Annotated in this window: 19 protein-coding genes; 11 read left to right on the top strand and 8 right to left on the bottom strand. The window is 74.0% G+C overall.

Annotated features, from left to right (window positions below; all coding sequences use genetic code 11):
* Window positions 1–4: 4 nt before the first annotated feature.
* Together ribH and HHX41_RS02885 are read left to right on the top strand one after the other, a co-directional pair.
* On the top strand, window positions 5–475 hold the full coding sequence (gene ribH / locus HHX41_RS02880) for a 6,7-dimethyl-8-ribityllumazine synthase (RefSeq protein ID WP_169978541.1): 471 nt from the start codon (window positions 5–7) through the stop codon (window positions 473–475).
* A 146-nt stretch (window positions 476–621) separates the two neighbouring features.
* Window positions 622–1,071 (top strand): PH domain-containing protein, encoded by a 450-nt coding sequence (locus tag HHX41_RS02885; protein WP_182904668.1) that lies wholly within the window; start codon window positions 622–624, stop codon window positions 1,069–1,071.
* 25 nt (window positions 1,072–1,096) lie between these two features.
* Here HHX41_RS02885 and HHX41_RS02890 read toward each other — a convergent pair whose 3' ends face one another.
* The 5 genes from HHX41_RS02890 to HHX41_RS02910 form a co-directional block, all read right to left on the bottom strand.
* Window positions 1,097–2,242, bottom strand: a complete 1,146-nt coding sequence (locus HHX41_RS02890; RefSeq protein WP_182904669.1) for an LLM class flavin-dependent oxidoreductase — start codon at window positions 2,240–2,242, stop codon at window positions 1,097–1,099.
* Complete coding sequence (locus HHX41_RS02895) at window positions 2,239–3,231, bottom strand: ABC transporter substrate-binding protein (RefSeq protein WP_182904670.1); 993 nt, start codon at window positions 3,229–3,231, stop codon at window positions 2,239–2,241. Before HHX41_RS02895 ends, HHX41_RS02890 begins: the two co-directional genes overlap by 4 nt.
* Window positions 3,228–3,953 (bottom strand): ABC transporter ATP-binding protein, encoded by a 726-nt coding sequence (locus HHX41_RS02900; RefSeq protein WP_310741739.1) that lies wholly within the window; start codon window positions 3,951–3,953, stop codon window positions 3,228–3,230. The genes HHX41_RS02895 and HHX41_RS02900 overlap by 4 nt, the downstream gene beginning before the upstream one ends.
* Before the next feature lie 32 nt (window positions 3,954–3,985).
* Window positions 3,986–4,834, bottom strand: a complete 849-nt coding sequence (locus tag HHX41_RS02905) for an ABC transporter permease (RefSeq protein ID WP_169978531.1) — start codon at window positions 4,832–4,834, stop codon at window positions 3,986–3,988.
* Between the two features lie 71 nt (window positions 4,835–4,905).
* A complete protein-coding gene (locus HHX41_RS02910; RefSeq protein WP_182904672.1) occupies window positions 4,906–5,871 on the bottom strand; it encodes a YafY family protein in 966 nt (321 codons plus the stop codon).
* A gap of 88 nt (window positions 5,872–5,959) precedes the next feature.
* Here HHX41_RS02910 and HHX41_RS02915 point away from each other — a divergent pair, with 88 nt between their 5' ends.
* Window positions 5,960–7,093 carry an epoxide hydrolase family protein gene (locus HHX41_RS02915; RefSeq protein WP_182904673.1) on the top strand — a complete coding sequence of 378 codons (1,134 nt, stop codon included), beginning with the start codon at window positions 5,960–5,962 and terminating at the stop codon, window positions 7,091–7,093.
* 33 nt (window positions 7,094–7,126) lie between these two features.
* On the opposite strand, the gene HHX41_RS02920 is transcribed toward HHX41_RS02915, so the two are convergent.
* The gene (locus tag HHX41_RS02920) at window positions 7,127–7,714 is read right to left on the bottom strand and encodes a hypothetical protein (protein WP_169978525.1); all 588 of its coding nucleotides are present in this window, start codon (window positions 7,712–7,714) and stop codon (window positions 7,127–7,129) included.
* A 708-nt stretch (window positions 7,715–8,422) separates the two neighbouring features.
* Between HHX41_RS02920 and HHX41_RS02925 the strand changes: the two genes are divergently transcribed.
* A complete protein-coding gene (locus tag HHX41_RS02925) occupies window positions 8,423–8,701 on the top strand; it encodes a DUF4031 domain-containing protein (RefSeq protein WP_169978523.1) in 279 nt (92 codons plus the stop codon).
* 28 nt (window positions 8,702–8,729) lie between these two features.
* On the opposite strand, the gene HHX41_RS02930 is transcribed toward HHX41_RS02925, so the two are convergent.
* Together HHX41_RS02930 and HHX41_RS02935 are read right to left on the bottom strand one after the other, a co-directional pair.
* The gene (locus HHX41_RS02930; protein ID WP_182904674.1) at window positions 8,730–9,362 is read right to left on the bottom strand and encodes a metal-dependent phosphohydrolase; all 633 of its coding nucleotides are present in this window, start codon (window positions 9,360–9,362) and stop codon (window positions 8,730–8,732) included.
* Between the two features lie 35 nt (window positions 9,363–9,397).
* On the bottom strand, window positions 9,398–10,741 hold the full coding sequence (locus HHX41_RS02935; RefSeq protein ID WP_220503638.1) for an MFS transporter: 1,344 nt from the start codon (window positions 10,739–10,741) through the stop codon (window positions 9,398–9,400).
* A gap of 106 nt (window positions 10,742–10,847) precedes the next feature.
* On the opposite strand from HHX41_RS02935, the gene HHX41_RS02940 reads away from it, so the two are divergent.
* The 7 genes from HHX41_RS02940 (at window position 10,848) to HHX41_RS02970 (ending at window position 16,653) form a co-directional block, all read left to right on the top strand.
* The gene (locus HHX41_RS02940) at window positions 10,848–11,168 is read left to right on the top strand and encodes a helix-turn-helix transcriptional regulator (RefSeq protein WP_169978519.1); all 321 of its coding nucleotides are present in this window, start codon (window positions 10,848–10,850) and stop codon (window positions 11,166–11,168) included.
* 107 nt (window positions 11,169–11,275) lie between these two features.
* On the top strand, window positions 11,276–12,178 hold the full coding sequence (locus tag HHX41_RS02945; protein ID WP_182904675.1) for a MoxR family ATPase: 903 nt from the start codon (window positions 11,276–11,278) through the stop codon (window positions 12,176–12,178).
* Window positions 12,171–13,346 (top strand): VWA domain-containing protein, encoded by a 1,176-nt coding sequence (locus HHX41_RS02950; protein ID WP_310741740.1) that lies wholly within the window; start codon window positions 12,171–12,173, stop codon window positions 13,344–13,346. Before HHX41_RS02945 ends, HHX41_RS02950 begins: the two co-directional genes overlap by 8 nt.
* A complete protein-coding gene (locus HHX41_RS02955) occupies window positions 13,339–14,439 on the top strand; it encodes an XdhC/CoxI family protein (RefSeq protein WP_182904676.1) in 1,101 nt (366 codons plus the stop codon). Before HHX41_RS02950 ends, HHX41_RS02955 begins: the two co-directional genes overlap by 8 nt.
* A complete protein-coding gene (locus tag HHX41_RS02960; protein WP_310741741.1) occupies window positions 14,436–15,023 on the top strand; it encodes a nucleotidyltransferase family protein in 588 nt (195 codons plus the stop codon). Before HHX41_RS02955 ends, HHX41_RS02960 begins: the two co-directional genes overlap by 4 nt.
* 40 nt (window positions 15,024–15,063) lie before the next feature.
* Complete coding sequence (locus HHX41_RS02965; RefSeq protein ID WP_182904677.1) at window positions 15,064–15,525, top strand: SAM-dependent methyltransferase; 462 nt, start codon at window positions 15,064–15,066, stop codon at window positions 15,523–15,525.
* Between the two features lie 93 nt (window positions 15,526–15,618).
* Window positions 15,619–16,653: an LLM class F420-dependent oxidoreductase gene (locus HHX41_RS02970; RefSeq protein ID WP_182904678.1), complete on the top strand. Its 1,035-nt coding sequence runs from the start codon at window positions 15,619–15,621 to the stop codon at window positions 16,651–16,653.
* The last annotated feature ends 94 nt before the right edge of the window (window positions 16,654–16,747 follow it).

Consider the following 16,747-nt stretch of genomic DNA (forward strand, 5'->3'; position numbering starts at 1 on the left):
ACGTATGAGCGGCGAGGGACGGCCGGACGCGGGGACGGTGGACGCGGGCGGGCTGACCGTCGGCATCGTCGCCGCCCGGTGGCACGAGAAGATCACCGACCAGTTGCTGGCGCGGGCCGAGCAGGCGGCGCGGGACAGCGGCGCGGCCGTGGTCACGGCCCGGGTGGCCGGGTCGCTGGAGATCCCGGTGGTCGCACAGGCACTGGCCCGGCGCTGCGACGCCGTCGTCGCGCTCGGGGTGGTGATCCGGGGGGAGACGGCCCACTTCGACTATGTCTGCGACTCGGTGACCGCGGGCCTGACCAGGGTCTCGCTCGACGAGTCGACCCCGGTGGGCAACGGGGTGCTGACCTGTGACACCCTTGATCAAGCGATCGAGCGGTCCGGCGTGCCGGGCAGCAAGGAGGACAAGGGTTACGAGGCGACGATCGCCGCCCTGGAGACCGCGCTCCTCCTGCGCGGCCTCGCAGGCTGACCTCGCCCGAACCTCGTAGCCGCAGCGCTCGCATCCGCAGCGCCGAGCCGGGAAGACTTGACTGGTGATCACGCAGCATCCGCCCGCGGCCCCGCCGGCCGGGCACGCCGTACGCCGCCGTGCAGTGCCCACGCACGGGGGTGGTCATGTCTGAGAGCGCGCCGCCGCTGCCCGTCACCTGGCGGCCCCGCATCACGACGATCATCGCGTACGGCCTGGCGGCGGTGATGGTGATCGGCTCGATCCTGATGGCGGTCGGCCTGCCGGAGCAGTTCAAGATCCCGGACCGGCTGGGCATGGTCGCCTTCGGCGTCGCGGTGGCGTGCGTGCTGCACCTGCTCGGCCGCCTGCGGGTGCGGGCGGACGAGAAGGGCATCACCGTGGTGAACCCGATACGGGTGCACCGCTTCGAGTGGGCCGAGGTGCTCGACGTCACGATGGCGGAGGGCGACCCCTGGCCCAAGCTGGACCTCGCCGACGGCAACAGCCTAGGCGCGATGGGCATCCAGAGCACCGAGCGGGAACGCTCGCGCCGGGCGGTGGCACAGCTCACCGCCCTCATCCGCGAACGCGGCGAGGCCCCCGACCGCCCGTGACGGCGGCGGGGGCCCCGGCGGGCCGTCAGGCGCTCAGCCGTACGGGCGCGGGCGCGCCGAGCAGGCCGCGCCGGCGCAGCTCGGGCAGCACGCCCTCGCCGAACCAGAATGCCTCCTCCAGGTGCGGGTAGCCCGACAGGACGAACTCCTCGACGCCGAGCGAGGCGTACTCCTCGACGAGGTCGGCGACCTCCGCGTGGCTGCCGACGAGCGCGGTGCCGGCGCCGCCGCGCACCAGGCCGACCCCGGCCCAGAGGCCGGGGTGGATCTCCAGGTCCCGGACCCTGCCGCCGTGTGAGCCCGCCCGGTAGCCCTCGTGGAGCGCGAGCATCCGCTGCTGCCCGACCGACTCGCTGCGGGACAGGACGGCCCGCGCCGACGCGATGTCCTCGGGGGAGATCTGGTCGAGCAGCCGCTTCGCCTCCGCCCACGCCTCCTTGGAGGTGTCCCTCGTGATCACGTGCAGGCGTATGCCGAAGCGCAGCGTGCGGCCTTCGGCGGCGGCCAGTTCGCGCATCCAGTCGAGCTTGGCCGCGACCTGGGACGGCGGCTCGCCCCAGGTGAGGTAGACGTCGACGTGCCGGGCCGCCACCGGGCCCGCGGCGGCCGAGGAACCGCCGAAGTACAGCTCGGGCACCGGGTCGGGGCGCTCGGCGACCGCCGCACCCTCGACCTCGTAGTAGTTCCCCCTGAAGTCGAACGGGCCGTCCCACGCGCCGCGGACGATCGACAGGAACTCGTCGGTCCGCGCGTACCGCTCGTCCTTGCCCAGGTGGTCGCCGAACCGCCGCTGCTCGGCCGCCTCCCCGCCGGTCACCACGTTCAGCAGCAGCCGGCCGCCGGAGATCCGCTGGTAGGTGGCGGCCATCTGCGCCGCGAGCGTCGGGGACAACGCCCCGGGCCGGAACGCGACCAGGAACTTCAGCCGGGTCGTCACCTGGGTCAGCGCGGCGGTGACCAGCCAGGCGTCCTCGCAGTAGGTGCCCGTGGGGGTGAGCACGGCCTCGAACCCGGCCTGTTCGGCCGCGCGGGCCACCTGCGCGAGGTAGTCGATCGTGGGCGGCCGGGACGCGGAGGCCGCCGCCTGCCCGTGCCGGCGCGCCAGACCGTGCCCGCCGCCGGTGATCGCCCTGCCGTCGCCCGAGGTGGGCAGGAACCAGTGGAATCTCATTGCTGCGCCTTTCCGACGACGTCGTTGAAGCGGTCGTCCACGAACTGGGAGAACGTGACGGTGCCCGGGATGAGGCCACCGGCGGTGAACGCGTCGGCGATCTCCTGCTCGGAGGAGACGACCGCGTCGTCGATAACGACAGGGGTGGCCACGGCGTTGGCGACGGCCGCGTCCGCCACCTCGACCGGCAGGCCGGTCTCCTGCGCCCACACCTTCGCCCACTCGTCCAGGTGGGTCGCGGCCCAAATCCGCGCCTTGGCCAGCCGGGTGAGGAAGTCGCCGACGGCGGCGCGCCTGCCCGCGTCGCCGAGCGCGGCGGGAGCGGCGACCTGGAAGCCCAGGCCGTTGACGACGCCCTCGCCGTCGACCAGCAGCCGGGCCTGGTGCTGGATTCTGGCCTGGGAGGTGAAGGGGTCCCAGATGGCCCAGGCGTCCACCGTGCCGGACGAGAAGGCCGCCAGGGCGTCGGCGGGCTGCAGATACTGCGGCTGGATGTCCGCGAAGGACAGGCCCTCCTTCTTGAGGACCGCCAGCAGGTGGTAGTGGGCCGAGCTGCCCTTCGCCACCGCGATCTTCTTCCCCCTGAGCTGGGCCGCCGAGGTGATCGCGGATCCGGTGGGGACGAGGATCGCCGATCCCTTGGCGCTCTGCCGGTACGCCGCCACGATTTTGATCTTCGAGCCGGAGGCGGCCGCGAAGACGGGCGGGGTGTTGCCCACGCCGCCGATGTCGACGGCCCCGGCGTTCACCGCCTCCAGCAGCGGCGGGCCGGAGGTGAACTGCGACCACGTGATCGCGTACGAGGTGCCGTCGAGCAGCCCGGCGGCCTTGAGAAGGGCCTGCGATCCGGCCTTCTGGTCGCCGACCCGCAGCGTGACGCGGCCGGGGGCCTGTCCGTCCCGCCCTCCTGGCGCGCTCTGTCCCGTCGAGGCGCAGGCCGTGCCGGCCGTCAACACGATCAGCAGCGCGGCGAGGAGTCTCCTGGTCATGCCGGTCCCTCCGGGGTGACGCCCAGCGCGGTCAGCAGCGCCGCGCGCAGGGTGAGCAGGTCGGGGTGGTCGCGGTGCCGGGGGCGCGGGGCGGCGACGGTCCACTCGTGCGCCACGCGCCCGCCGTCGAGGACCAGGATCCGGTCGGCCAGCAGCAGCGCCTCGTCCACGTCGTGGGTCACCAGCAGCACGGCCGGGCCGTGCGCCGCCCACAGGTCGAGCACCAGGCGGTGCACGGTGATCCGGGTCAGCGCGTCGAGCGCGCTGAACGGCTCGTCGAGCAGCAGCAGCCCCGGCTCGCGGACGAGGGCGCGGGCCAGGCTCGCCCGCTGCGCCTCGCCGCCGGACAGCGTCAGCGGCCACGCCTCGGCCCGCTCGGTCAGGCCCACCTCGGCCAGCGCCGCCTCCGCTCTGCTGACCGGGTCGGGCGCGGTCAGGCCGAGCGTGAGGTTGTCACGCACCCGCTTCCACGGCACCAGCCGGGGCTCCTGGAAGGCCACGGCCACCGAGCCCTCCACTTCCAGGCCGCCCTCGACCTCCTCGTCCAGGCCGGCGAGCGCGCGCAGCAGCGTCGACTTGCCCGAGCCGCTGCGGCCGAGGAGCGCGACGAACTCGCCGCGCCCGATCGTCAGGTCGAGGCCGTCGAGCACCGTGCGGTCGCCGAACCGGCGGGTGAGGCCGCGCACGGTTGCCTGCGCTGTGACGCTCGCAGGGACACTCACCGGGACACTGACCGGGACACTGACCGGGACACTCACCGGGACAGGAACTCGCGCCGCCATACCAGTGCCCTCCTCTCCAGGAGCCGGACCAGGGCGTCGGTGAGCAGGCCGAGCGCGCTGTAGACCAGCAGGCCGACCACGATCACGTCGGTGCGCAGGAACTCCCGCGCGTCGTTGATCATGTAGCCGAGCCCGGCGTCGGCGTTGACCTGCTCGGCCACGATCAGCGCCAGCCAGGCCACGCCGAGGCTCTGCCGCAGCCCGACGAGCGTCTGGGGGAGCGCGCCGGGCAGCACGATGTGCCGCACGAGCGCGGCCCTGCCGAGCCTGAGCGTCCGGGCGACCTCGGCGAGCTTGCCGTCCACGCCCCGGATCCCCGCGAACGTGTTGAGGTAGAGCGGGAAGGAGACGGCGAGCGCCACCAGCAGCACCTTGGGCGTCTCCCCGATCCCGAACCAGAGGATGAACAGCGGGATCAGCCCGAAGAACGGCAGCGCCCGGAGCATCTGCATGATCGGGTCGACGGCGTTCTCGCCGGCCCGGCTCAGCCCGGCGACCAGCGCGAGGCCGACGCCGGCGACCGCTCCGGCGGCGAAGCCGAGCAGCACCCGTTCGAGGGACACCGCGATCGCCGTGGGCAGCGTCCCGGTGCGCACGAGGTCGAGAGCGGTCGCGGCGATCTGCGACGGGGCGGCGAGCAGCCGGGCGGGCAGCAGCCCGGACGCGCTGGCGGCCTGCCACAGCAGCACGACGACGAGAGGGCTGACCCACCTCCTGTGCCACCCCTTGCCAGGGCCGCGGGCCGTGGCGGAGCGGGGGCGGGGCCGGGGATCGGCCCGGACCGCACCCCCGAATTCGCCCTCGAGTTCGGCGACGGACATGAGACACCTCGCAGACGACGAAGAAGGATTCGTCATCAGAGTTGCCTATATTTCCTACCAAGTCAATAGGTTTATCCGCTGACGGCGCCGGCGCGGGTGGCACGGGCGCCCAGCGCACGCAGATACGCCCGCAGCTCAGGCGGCTCGTGCACCTCGAACTCGCAGCCGAGCATGAGCAGACGTGACGCGAGCCACTCCAGCGTGTCGGCCGGTCCGCGCAGGCGGCAGCTGTGGTCGTCGATCGGCTCCACGTGCCCCGCGGCGGCGCCGAGCCGGCCTGCCGCCTGACCGGCCGGAAGGCGCAGGGTCGCCACCACCTCGTAAACGGGCGCGGACGAGTACAGCCTGGCGGCGACGAACGCGGCCGGGTCCTGTTCCGGCGGCACCCGAGCCGGGACCCGTACGCCGGTCGGGTGAGGGGCGCCGATCCGGTCGGCGCGGAAGATCCGCCAGTCGTCGCGGTCGTTGTCGTATGCCAGCAGGTACCACCGGCGTCCGGCCGTGACCAGGCGGTACGGCTCGGTCAGCCGCTTGGTCTCGGTGCCGTCGCCGGATCGGTAGGCGAAGCGCAGGCGTTCGCGGTTGGCGGCGGCTCCGGCGAGCACCACCAGGGTCCGCGGGTCCACGGGCGGCTCGGCTCCGGCGAGCATCGGCACGGTCGCGGCGGCGAGCGCGCCCACCCGGTGCCGCAGCCGGGACGGCAGCACCTGCTCCAGCTTGGCCAGGGCGCGCACGGACGCCTCCTCGATGCCGTCCACCGGATGCGCGGCGGCCGTGCGCAGGCCGACGGCGATGGCCACCGCCTCCTCGTCGTCCAGCAGCAGCGGCGGCATGGCCGTGCCCGCGGCGAGCCGGTAACCGCCCACCGCGCCCATCGTCGCCTGGACCGGATATCCCAGCTCGCGCAGGCGGTCGATGTCGCGGCGGATGGTCCGGGGGCTGACCTCCAGACGCTCGGCCAGCTCGCTTCCCGGCCACTCGCGCGGCGTCTGCAGCAGCGACAGCAGAGCGAGCAACCGTGCGGACATGTCACCCATGGGCCAAGCATGCCCGGTCATATAGGACAGATCGCGACCTACATGGCCCCTAACGTCGGTCCCGTCATCACGACGCATCGGGAGAGACATGAGCACCGAGATCCGCCCATTCCGCATTGAGATCGCTTCGGCCGACCTGGACGACCTGAACGACCGGCTGGACCGTGCCCGTTGGCCCCGTGAGCTGCCCGGCGACGGATGGAGCCGCGGCGTCCCCCACGCCTTCCTCCGGGAGCTCGCCCGCTACTGGCGCCAGGAGTACGACTGGCGCGCGCACGAGGCGCGGCTGAACGAGTTCCCGCAGTTCATGACCGAGATCGACGGTCAGGACATCCACTTCCTGCACGTACGCTCGGCCGAGCCCGATGCTCTGCCGCTCGTCCTCACGCACGGCTGGCCGAACTCGTTCCTGGAGTTCACCGAGCTCATCGGCCGCCTCACCGACCCCCGTACGCACGGTGGCGACCCCGCCCGGGCGTTCCACGTCGTGGCGCCCTCCCTTCCGGGCTTCGGCTTCTCCGCGCCGCCTCGCGGCGCCGGCTGGACCGCGGCGCGCGTGGCGCGGACCTGGGCCGAGCTGATGCGCCGCCTCGGCTACGAGCGGTACGGCGCGCAGGGCGGGGACTTCGGGGCCTACGTCGCCCCGGAGGTGGCCAAGGCGGCGCCGGGCAACGTGACCGGCGTCTACATCGTCAGCGGTCTCGGGTTCCCCACGGAGAAGGACCTTCCGGAGATGACCGAGGACGAGCGGGCGGCCTACGCCCGGTTGATGGAACAGGACTGGATGAACGGCGTCGACCACCACGCGCTGCTGCGCGCGGCGCCGCAGACCTTCACGTACGGATGGCACGACTCGCCGCTCGCGGCACTGGCCTGGATGACCCAGAAGTTCCACGAGTTCAACGCCTCGGGCAGGCCTCTAGAGAAGGCGATCGACCGGGACCTGTTCCTGACCAATGTGAGCCTGTACTGGTTCACCGGGACGTTCGGGACGTCGGCGTGGCCGTACTACGAGAGCACCGGCTTCGGCTGGCCGGAGGGCCAGACGGTCGCGCCGACCGGCGTGTACAGCGGCCCGCCCGGCATCCGCCGGCTCGCCGAACGCCACAACACCATCCTCCACTGGCCCGAGGACAACCCGGGTGGCCACCACTTCATCGCGATGGACCAGCCGGATCGCCTCGCCGCCGACATCGGCGCGTTCTTCTCCAAGGTGGGCTGACCGGGGCGGCCCGGCCGCGTCCCGTGGCGGAGGTCAGCTCGTGCCCGGGATGGTGACGTTCTGCTCCTTGAACCCGTAGCCGGTCTTCGACGCGTCGCGCTGCAGGCCCTCCATCGAGCTCTTGCCGGCGTCGACGTCGGACGCCGTCGCGGTGCCGTTCTGCAGCTTGCCGGTCAGCGCGGAGAACTGGTCGCTCACGCCCTGGACGGCCCTGCACAACGTCGGATTGGCCGCGGCGAAGCCCTTGGCGACCTTCAGCTGGTGCAGGGCGAAGGCGCCGGCGATCGCGGCCTTGGCGATCGTACGCTTGCGTTTCTCCGCTCCGGCCTTGAAACCGCCGCTGCGCAGTGGTTTGTAGATGTAGCGGTGGAAGGCGCCGAGGGCGAGACCCGCGTGCAGCGCGAACCGGGTCTTGGCGAACCGCTTGGCGTTGCCGCCGGCCGGGCACGGCGAGTTGTACTCGGTCTCGGCCGCGGTCGGCGTGACGAGCGCCGCGGGGCCGGCCACGGCGGCGTGCTCTGGCGCCGGGGCGGTGGTGCCGCCGCAGCCGACGAGCAGCGCCATCGTCAGCGCGGCCGCCGCCGCGAGTGCGGTAACGGATCGGACAGTTCGTGCGTTCATCGTTTCCCCCCCGTGGACGCTGTGGACACCGGACGCTGTGGTCGCGGCGAGTGCGCGTCCCGGGCGACGGTTGCCGCCCTGCTGCCGACTATGCGGGCTTTTGCCGGGTTGAGGCGCTTTTCATGCCGTGGTCGGACGGACATTTGGCCGCCGCCTCACGGTTCGCGAAGGGACCGGGCCGCCATTCACCGATCCATGCCAATGGCGGGATGGGGATTCACATCGAATTTTTCCGGCGGTGGGCGATGGGCTGGACGCATCCCCGAAGCGATTCGGACAATGGGGGAGGAACCACTCGATCCGCCGCATCGCGGCCTGATCGGAGAGGAGAAAGGCCATGCGAGGTGGGCGATTCAGCATGGTCATCGGTTCGGCGCTGCTCGGCACGGTCGCGCTCTGGCCGGCGGCGTCGCCGTCGGTGTCGGCGTCCACGGGCGCCGCCGGCGCCGCGGTCGCGCAGGCGGCTCCCGGCGATTCATACGCGAAGCCGAAGCCGCCCAAGTGCACCTACCGATGCACGAACCACCGTAAGTACAAATGCTGTCCCAAGTGCACGCGAGTAAAGGGGAAGTGCTGAGGGACGTCCGGCCATGACGGCCCGGAGGGACGCCAGGCGTTTCTCCGGCCGCCGTGGCGCCGGGGGCGGGCGGCGACGAGGTCGTGGCCCGCGCCCCGGGTTATGCTCGCTCCCGGACACGGGAGGGGTGCATGGCGGTGCTGATCGACCGGCCGAACTGGCCGGGGCCCCGGGGGCTGCTGTGGTCCCACCTGGTCAGCGACTCCTCGCTGGAGGAGTTGCACGATTTCGCCCGTCTGCTCGGCGTGCCCGTGCGGGCCTTCGACCGGGACCACTACGACGTGCCGGAGACGGTCTACGACCGGGCCGTGGTCCTCGGGGCCGAGCCCGTCGGCAGTCAGGAACTGGTGCGCCGCCTGCGGGAGGCCGGCCTGCGACGGCCGAAGACCCGTTCGAGATCTACGCTGTAAAGGCGTGCGGCCGGTCATCGGACGAGGTTCACGCCGCGCCTCGGTCGCAGAGGCGGGCCAGCTCCCCGGCGAGGTTCTCGCGCGCCCGCCGCTCCCACAGGTCGCGGCCCACGGGAGTGCCGAACAGGCGGGGCTTGCCGAGCAGCCCCCGAAGCACCGCGGCCCGTCCGGCCCGGAAGGCGTCGTCCGGCACGTGCCGGTACTCCTCGCGTACGGCCCTCGTGTACGCCCCGTACGCCCCGGGCGGCGCCGCGAGGATCGCCAGGTCGGCGTCGCACAGTACGGCCGCGTTCACGTCGCCGGGCTCGTAGGCGTGCCCCGCCGTCAGCCGCACGAGCCGGGCGACCTCCCGCACCCGCTCCGCCGGCAGGCCGCAGGCGGGCAGCCGGGCCTGGGCGAGCTGGGCGCTGCGCTCCTCGTCCCACCCCGGCCGCCCGTCGTAGACGGCGTCGTGGAACCACGCGGCCAGCCGTACGGCGCCGGGGTCCTCCGCCTGGGCGCCGAGCGGCTCGATCGCGGTGAGGACCGCCCGCAGGTGAGCGGTCGTGTGGTAGCGCCGGTGCGGCTCCGCCCAGCGGGCGGCCAGTTCGGCGGCGAGGGCCCGCCCGGCCGGCGAGCGCGTGAGGCGGGCGGGCGGCGCCGGAGTCTGATCGTCGCTCACGCTCCGACCCTAAGCGCCCGGGCACGGCGTGGGCTTCAGGCCGTGCGGGCCGCGCGCTCGCGGACGAGGCCGGAAGCCGCCGCGACGAGCGCGAGGACGGCGACCGCGCAGCCGTACACGGTGGCCGTGGCCCGCAGGCCGAGCGACGGCACCGCGAGCCCCGCCGCGACCGCGGGCAGGCTGAAGGCGAGGTAGCTGACGACGTAGACGGACGCGAACAGCCCGGCCCGCTCGGCGGGCCCCGCCAGCGCCGCGAGCGAGCGGAACGCGCCGAGGGAGGCGCTGCCGAACCCGCAGCCCGCGACGACCGTGCCGGCGAAGAACAGCGGCGTGGACGCGGCCTCGAGCGCCGCCAGGGTGAGGCCGGCGCCGGCGGCGAGCACGAGCGACCCGCCCGCCATGACCCGTGGCGCCGGCAGGTCGCGCACGACCAGTGACGCCACGGCCCCGGCGGCGGTGAGCGCGGTGACGACGAGCCCGCCGACCAGGTGGTCGGGAATGCGCAGGACGCCCGCCGTGAGCGAGCCGCCCAGCGACAGGTAGAGCCCGCCCATCGCCCACGTGGCGACCAGGCAGGGGGCGGCCGCCGCGAACGCGCCGCGGGCGGGCCGTGGCACGGCCACCCGCGGGCGCAGTGACACGAGCGCGTCCCGGCCCCTGCCGGGACGGGGCGCGACCGGCTCGGGCAGCAGCGTCGTCGCGGCCGCGAGCAGCGCGAAGACGGCCGTGAGCAGGACGAAGATCGCCGTCGTCGGGGTCGCGGTGTAACGCACGAACAGTCCCGCGCCGAGCGCCCCCGCGGCCAGGCCGCCGGCCGGCGTGACGCTGTTGACCAGCGCGCCCAGTTGACGGACGCGGTGCGATCCCGGCTGCAGGTCCACCAGGCCCGCGCTGATCGCGCCCATCGCCGCGCCGGTGGCCAGGCCCTGCACGGCCCTGGCCAGCAGCAGCGGCCCGACGCCGTCCGCGGTCAGGAACGCGACCATGGCGGCCGCCTCGGCCAGCAGGGCCGCGATCAGCACGGGCCGCCTGCCGACGTGGTCGGACAGCCCGCCGACGGTGAGCAGCGCGATCAGCAGCGCGAGGGCGTAGACCGCGAAGACGGCGGTCAGCGTGGCCGCCGAGAACCCCCAGCGCTGCTGGTAGATCACGTACAGGGGAGAGGGGGCGCTCGCGGCGACCATGAAGGCCACCAAGGTCCCGGCGAGCAGCCAGAAGCCGGCCCTGCCCGACATCCGGCCACGAGACCTCGTCCCCGCCGCGGCCGGCACACCGCCGGTCGCGTCGTCGCCCCGCCCGGGTGCGGGGCCCGGCGTTCGCGGGTCCTGATCCGCCTCCAGGATGTTCGCCGGCGTCGCGCGGTCCCCCGATGTCGTCATCACGGCACTCCCTTGGTCAATGGTTCCGGCGTGGTCAATGGTTCCAAAATTCTCGAACCGTCACACCGTACGACGAGGCGCCGAATAGTTCAACTATTATCGAACCATGTCTGGAGCCCGGGACCTGCCGCACCCCGACACCGCGACCCTGCTGCTGACCGACGTGCTGTTCGCGCTCAGCGACCCCTCGCGGCTGGCGCTCGTACGGCGGCTCGCGCAGGGCCCGCTGGAGGTGGCGGCGTGCCAGCCCACCGGGGGAGAAGTGCCGAAGTCGACGCTGTCGCACCACCTGAAGACCCTCCGCGAGGCCGGTGTGATCCGCAACGTCCCGGAGGGCCGGCAGCGGTACGTGAGCCTGCGCAGGCAGGACCTGGACGAGCGCTTCCCCGGCCTGCTGGACGCCGTGCTCGCCGCCCCCTCGCAGTGAGGACGGGGAGATCTGTGCGATCGTGGCGACGCGGCGCCGTGCGACGCGCCCGGCTTTGGCGGATTCGGCCAGAGCCTCGCCGGACGCCCCCCGCGTAGCCTGTCCGTGTGCTGCGGCGGACGACCACCATCTCGGGCATCGACGCGCCGGCGAGGCTGGCGGAGCTGCTCGACCACCACGACTACCTGGCCGACGAGGGCGTGACGACCGCGGCCTACCTCGCCCTGAAGATGGGACGGCCGCTGTTCCTGGAGGGCGAGGCGGGCGTCGGCAAGACCGAGCTGGCCAAGACGCTGGCGGCGATCCTGGACGCGCCGCTGATCAGGCTGCAGTGCCACGAGGGCCTCGACGCCGCGCAGGCCATGTACGACTGGGACTTCCCGCGCCAGCTCCTGCACCTCAAGGCGGCCGAGGCGGCCGGAGTGGCCGACGTCGCGGCTCTGGAGGGCGAGATCTACGACCGGCGGTTCCTCATCGCCAGGCCGCTGCTGCGGGCCCTGGAGACGCAGCCCAGCGTGCTGCTCGTCGACGAGATCGACCGGGCCGACGACGAGTTCGAGGCGTTCCTGCTCGAAGTGCTCTCCGACTTCACGATCTCGGTGCCGGAGATCGGGACGATCAGCGCGGCGACCCCGCCGGTCGTCGTCCTGACCTCCAACCGCACCCGTGAGGTGCACGACGCGCTCAAACGGCGCTGCCTCTACCACTGGCTGGAGCACCCGGGGTTCGACCGGGAGGTGGCGATCCTGCGGCGGCGCCTGCCCGGCTGCGCCGAGCGGCTGGCGGCGGACGTGGCGCGGGCGGCGGGCCGGATGCGCGAGGCCGGCCTGCTCAAGCCGCCCGGCGTCGCCGAGTCCCTCGACTGGACCGAGGCCCTGCTCACGCTCGGCGCGGCGGAGCTCGACCCCGCCCTGGCGGCCGCCACGCTGGGCGCGGTGCTCAAGCACCGGGAGGACCAGGAGACCGTACGGGCGATGGGGCTGCTCACGCCGGGCGGCGGCCGTGGCTGACGGCGTCGCCGTGGCCCGCCGGGCCGGGGACGGCCCCGGGCCGGTCGCCGTGCTGGCCGGTTTCGCCCGCGCGCTGCGGGCGGCCGGGGTGGCGGCCGACCACCACCGCACCCAGAGCTTCCTCGCGGCGCTCGGCCATCTCGACGCCGCCGACGGGCGGGACGTCTACTGGGCGGGACGCCTCACGCTGTGCGCCGGGCCCGACGACCTGCCGCGGTACGACCGCTGCTTCGCCGCCTACTTCTCCGCCTCCTCCGCGGTGCGCCGCGTGCGGGGGACGACCGTGTCCGTGACCCGCCCGGTGGCCACGCCGTACGGCGGCGGAGAACAGGAACCGGCGGGCGAGCCCGGCGCGCCTCCGGCCACGGCGAGCGAGATCGAGGTGCTGCGGCACCGGGACGTGGCGCGGATGAGCGAGGCGGAGCGGCGGGAGGCGCACCGCCTGCTCGCGCTGCTGCGCGGCACGCGGCAGCCGCGCAGGTCGCGGCGGTACCGCCCGTCGCCCCACGGCGGTGCGACCGACGCCCGGCGCACGGTCAGGGAGATCCTGCGGCACGGCGGCGCGCCGGCCCGGCTGCGCCGGCGCGTGCGCGGGACGCGCCCCCGGCGGGTCGTCATGCTGGTGGACGTCAGCGGCTCGATGGCCGCGTACGCCGACACGCTGCTGCGCTTCGCCCACGCCCTGGTACGCGCGGAGCCGAGGGCGACCGAGGTGTTCAGCGTGGGAACGCGGCTCACCAGGATCACCCCCGCGCTCCGTCACCGCGACCCCGGTCTCGCCATGGACGCCTGCTCGGCGGCCATCCCCGACTGGAGCGGCGGCACCCGGCTGGGGGAGGAGGTGCGGGCGCTGCTGCGCCTGCCCGATCCGCGGGGCGCCATCGTCGTGATCGCGTCCGACGGGTGGGAGCGGGGCCCGGCCGACCTGCTGGGCGCGCAGATGGCCCGGCTGTCCCGGCTGGCCCGCCGCGTCGTGTGGGTCAACCCCCACAAGGGCGACCCGGCGTACCGGCCGATGACCGCCGGGATCCGCGCGGCGCTGCCGTACGTCACGGACTTCGTCGCCGGGCACAGCCTGGCCGCGTACGAGGCACTGGCCGCGCTGCTGGCCGGCGACCGGCCCGTACGGAGGGCCGGGACGGCACGGAAGGAGGGCGCCGATGCGTGACGTGCTCGACCAGGTGCTGCGCTGGTGGGAGGAGGGGCGGCGGTTCGGGCTCGCCACCGTCGTCGGCACCTTCCGCAGCGCGCCGCGCCCGCCCGGGGCGGCCATGGCCGTCCTCGACGGCGAGGCGGTGGGCAGCGTCTCGGGCGGGTGTGTCGAGGGAGCGGTCTACGAACTCGCCGCGCAGGTCGTCGCCACCGGGACGCCGGTGCTGCAGCGGTACGGCGTGAGCGACGACGACGCCTTCGCGGTCGGCCTGACCTGCGGCGGGATCATCGACGTGTTCGTGGAGCCGGTCTCGATAGAGGACTATCCGGAGCTGGGGAAGCTCGCCGCCGACGTCGCCGCGCGTCGCCCGGTCGCCGTGGCCACGATCGTCGCGGGCCCCGGCCGTGTGGGGGCGCGCCGCGTGGTCTGGCCGGACCGGGCGGCCGGCTCGCTCGGCTCGGCCCGGCTCGACGACGCCGTGGACGACGACGTGCGCGGCATGCTCGCGCAGGGCCTGACCGGCGTGCGGCGCTACGGCCCCGAGGGGGAGCGGCGCCTGGACGACCTGCGGGTGTTCGTGCGGTCGTTCGCGCCGCCGCCGCGCATGCTGGTCTTCGGCGCGATCGACTTCGCCGCGGCCGTCGCGCGGATCGGGCGCTTCCTCGGCTACCACGTGGTGGTGTGCGACGCGCGGCCGGTCTTCGCCACCGCCAAGCGGTTCCCCGAGGCCGACGAGGTCGTGGTCGCCTGGCCGCACGACTACCTGGCCGCCGCCGAGGTCGACGAGCGCACCGCGATCTGCGTGCTCACCCACGACCCGAAGTTCGACGTGCCGCTGCTGGAGGTGGCCCTGCGCACCCCCGCGGCGTACGTCGGGGCCATGGGGTCGCGGCGCACGCACGCGGACCGGCTGGCGCGGCTGCGCGAGGCCGGCCTGACCGGGGACGAACTGGCCCGGCTGCGGTCGCCGATCGGGCTCGACCTCGGGGCGCGCACGCCGGAGGAGACGGCCGTGTCGATCGCGGCCGAGCTGATCCAGCTCCGCTGGGGCGGCAGCGGCAGGCCGCTGACCGAGACGTCGGGACGCATCCACGGTGATCTCCCGTGAACGGCGGGGTGGTCGCCGGGCTGCTGCTGGCCGCGGGGGGCGGCAGCCGGTTCGGCGGGCCGAAGGCGCTGGTGGAGTTCGAGGGGGAGCGGCTGGCCGACCGCGGCGCGCGGGTGCTCGCCGAGGGCGGGTGCCGGCCGGTGCTCATCGTCCTCGGGGCCGCCGACGTGCCGGTCGCCGGCGCGGTCGTCGTGCGCAACCCCGGCTGGGCGGCCGGGATGGGGTCGTCGCTGCGGGCCGGGCTGCGCGCGCTCCCGCCGGCCGCCCCCGCGGTGGTGATCGCGCTGGCCGACCAGCCGCTGGTGCGGCCCGAGGCGGTGCGCCGGCTGATCGCCGCGTTCGAGGCAGGCGCCCGCGTCGCCGTCGCGGCGTACGGCGGAGCGCCCCGCAACCCGGTGCTCATCGCGCGCGAGCACCTGGCGGAGGTGGCCGCGCTCGCCGAGGGCGACGTCGGCGCGCGTCCCTTCCTGCGCGCGCACCCGGAGCTGGTGACGCCCGTGCCCTGCGACGACGCGGGCGACCCGGCGGACGTCGACACCCCCGCCGACCTGTGTCGACTCCGTAAGGGGCGACTCCATAAGTAGCGATTCGCCCGATTCGCCGTCATTTATGGGCTCCGCCACAATGATCACGAAGAACCGCGCCTTCCTCGGCCGGGCCGTGCGCTACCTGGCGGCCGAGTGCGGCATCCGCGGGTTCCTCGACCTCGGCGCGGGGCTGCCGACGCAGGGCAACGTCCACGAGATCGCGCTGGAGGAGGCCCCCGACTCGTTCGTGACGTACGTGGACGACGACGCGGTGGTGGCGGCGCACGGGCGGGCGCTGCTGGAGGGCGACCCGCGGGTGCGCTTCCTGCGGGGCGACCTGCGGCGGCCGGAGGAGATGGCCCGGGCGGGCGACGTCTACGGCAACGCGAACGCGCCCTTCGAGGCCAGGCCTGGCGCGCGGATCGCCCGTTTCTTCGACGGGTTCGACCTGGTCGAGCCCGGCCTGGTCCCGCTGAACGAGTGGCGGCCCGGCGACGACGCGCCGCCGCCGCGCGGCGGCTTCGTGCCGGTGCTCGGCGGTGTCGCGCGCCGCCCCTGACGGTGGTCACGGCCCTTCCATCTCGTTAGCCTTGGCATCCGGATACGGAACATCATTCGGTTACCGACGGGTTCACGCGGAAGGACGAGGCGGATGCGGATCGGAATGGCCCTCAACTACTCGGGGGGCTTCAAGGAGACCGTCGCCGAGCTGGCCGACTACGAGAAGGCCGGGCTCGACATCGTGTTCGTGGCGGAGGCGTACAGCTTCGACGCCGTCAGCCAGCTGGGCTACATCGCGGCGAGGACCGAGCGGCTGCAGATCGCCTCGGGCATCCTGCCGATCTACTCCCGCACGCCGGCCCTGCTGGCCATGACGGCCGCCGGCCTCGACTACGTCTCCGACGGGCGGTTCACGCTCGGCCTCGGCGCCTCCGGCCCGCAGGTCATCGAGGGCTTCCACGGCGTGCCGTACACCGCGCCGCTCGGCCGCACCCGCGAGGTGATCGAGATCTGCCGCAAGGTCTGGCGGCGCGAGCGGCTCGAGTACTCCGGCAAGCACTACACGCTGCCCCTGGAGGGTGGCACCGGCCTCGGCAAGCCGCTCAAGCTGATCAACCACCCCGTGCGCGAGCGCATCCCGATCGTGGTCGCGGCCATCGGGCCCAAGAACGTGGAGCTCGCCGCCGAGCTGGCCGAGGGCTGGGAGCCGATCTTCTTCATGCCGGAGAAGGCCGGCGAGGTGTGGGGCCCCTCGCTGGCCGCCGGCCGCGAGCGCAGGGATCCCGTTCTCGGCGAGCTGGACGTGATCGCGCAGGCCGTGCTCGCGATCGGCGACGACGTCGACGGCGTGCTGGAGCTTGGCCGTTCCATGGCCGCCCTCTACATCGGCGGCATGGGCGCCAAGGGCAGGAACTTCTACAACGACCTCGCTCGGCGCTACGGCTACGAGAAGGAGGCCGAGCAGATCCAGGACCTCTACCTGGAGGGCAAGAAGAAGGACGCCGAGGCGCTGGTGCCCAGGGAGCTGCTGGAGCGCATGTCCCTGGTCGGCTCGGAGGGCCATGTCAGGGAGCGGCTGGCCGCGCTGCGCGAGGCCGGGGTCACCACGCTCAACGTCGCCCCCGTGGCCCGCACCCACGAGGAGCGCGTCGCGCTCATCGAGAAGATCCGCGACCTGGCCTCCTGAGCCGTAAGGCGGCGCGGGGAACCGACTGCCCCGCGCCGCCGTGGATCATCCCTCAGCCGGCGGTGGGTCGGTCCGGGCCATCGCCGTAGTGGCG

It is taken from the genome of Microbispora sp. H13382 (assembly GCF_014161445.1).
Lineage (GTDB): Bacteria > Actinomycetota > Actinomycetes > Streptosporangiales > Streptosporangiaceae > Microbispora.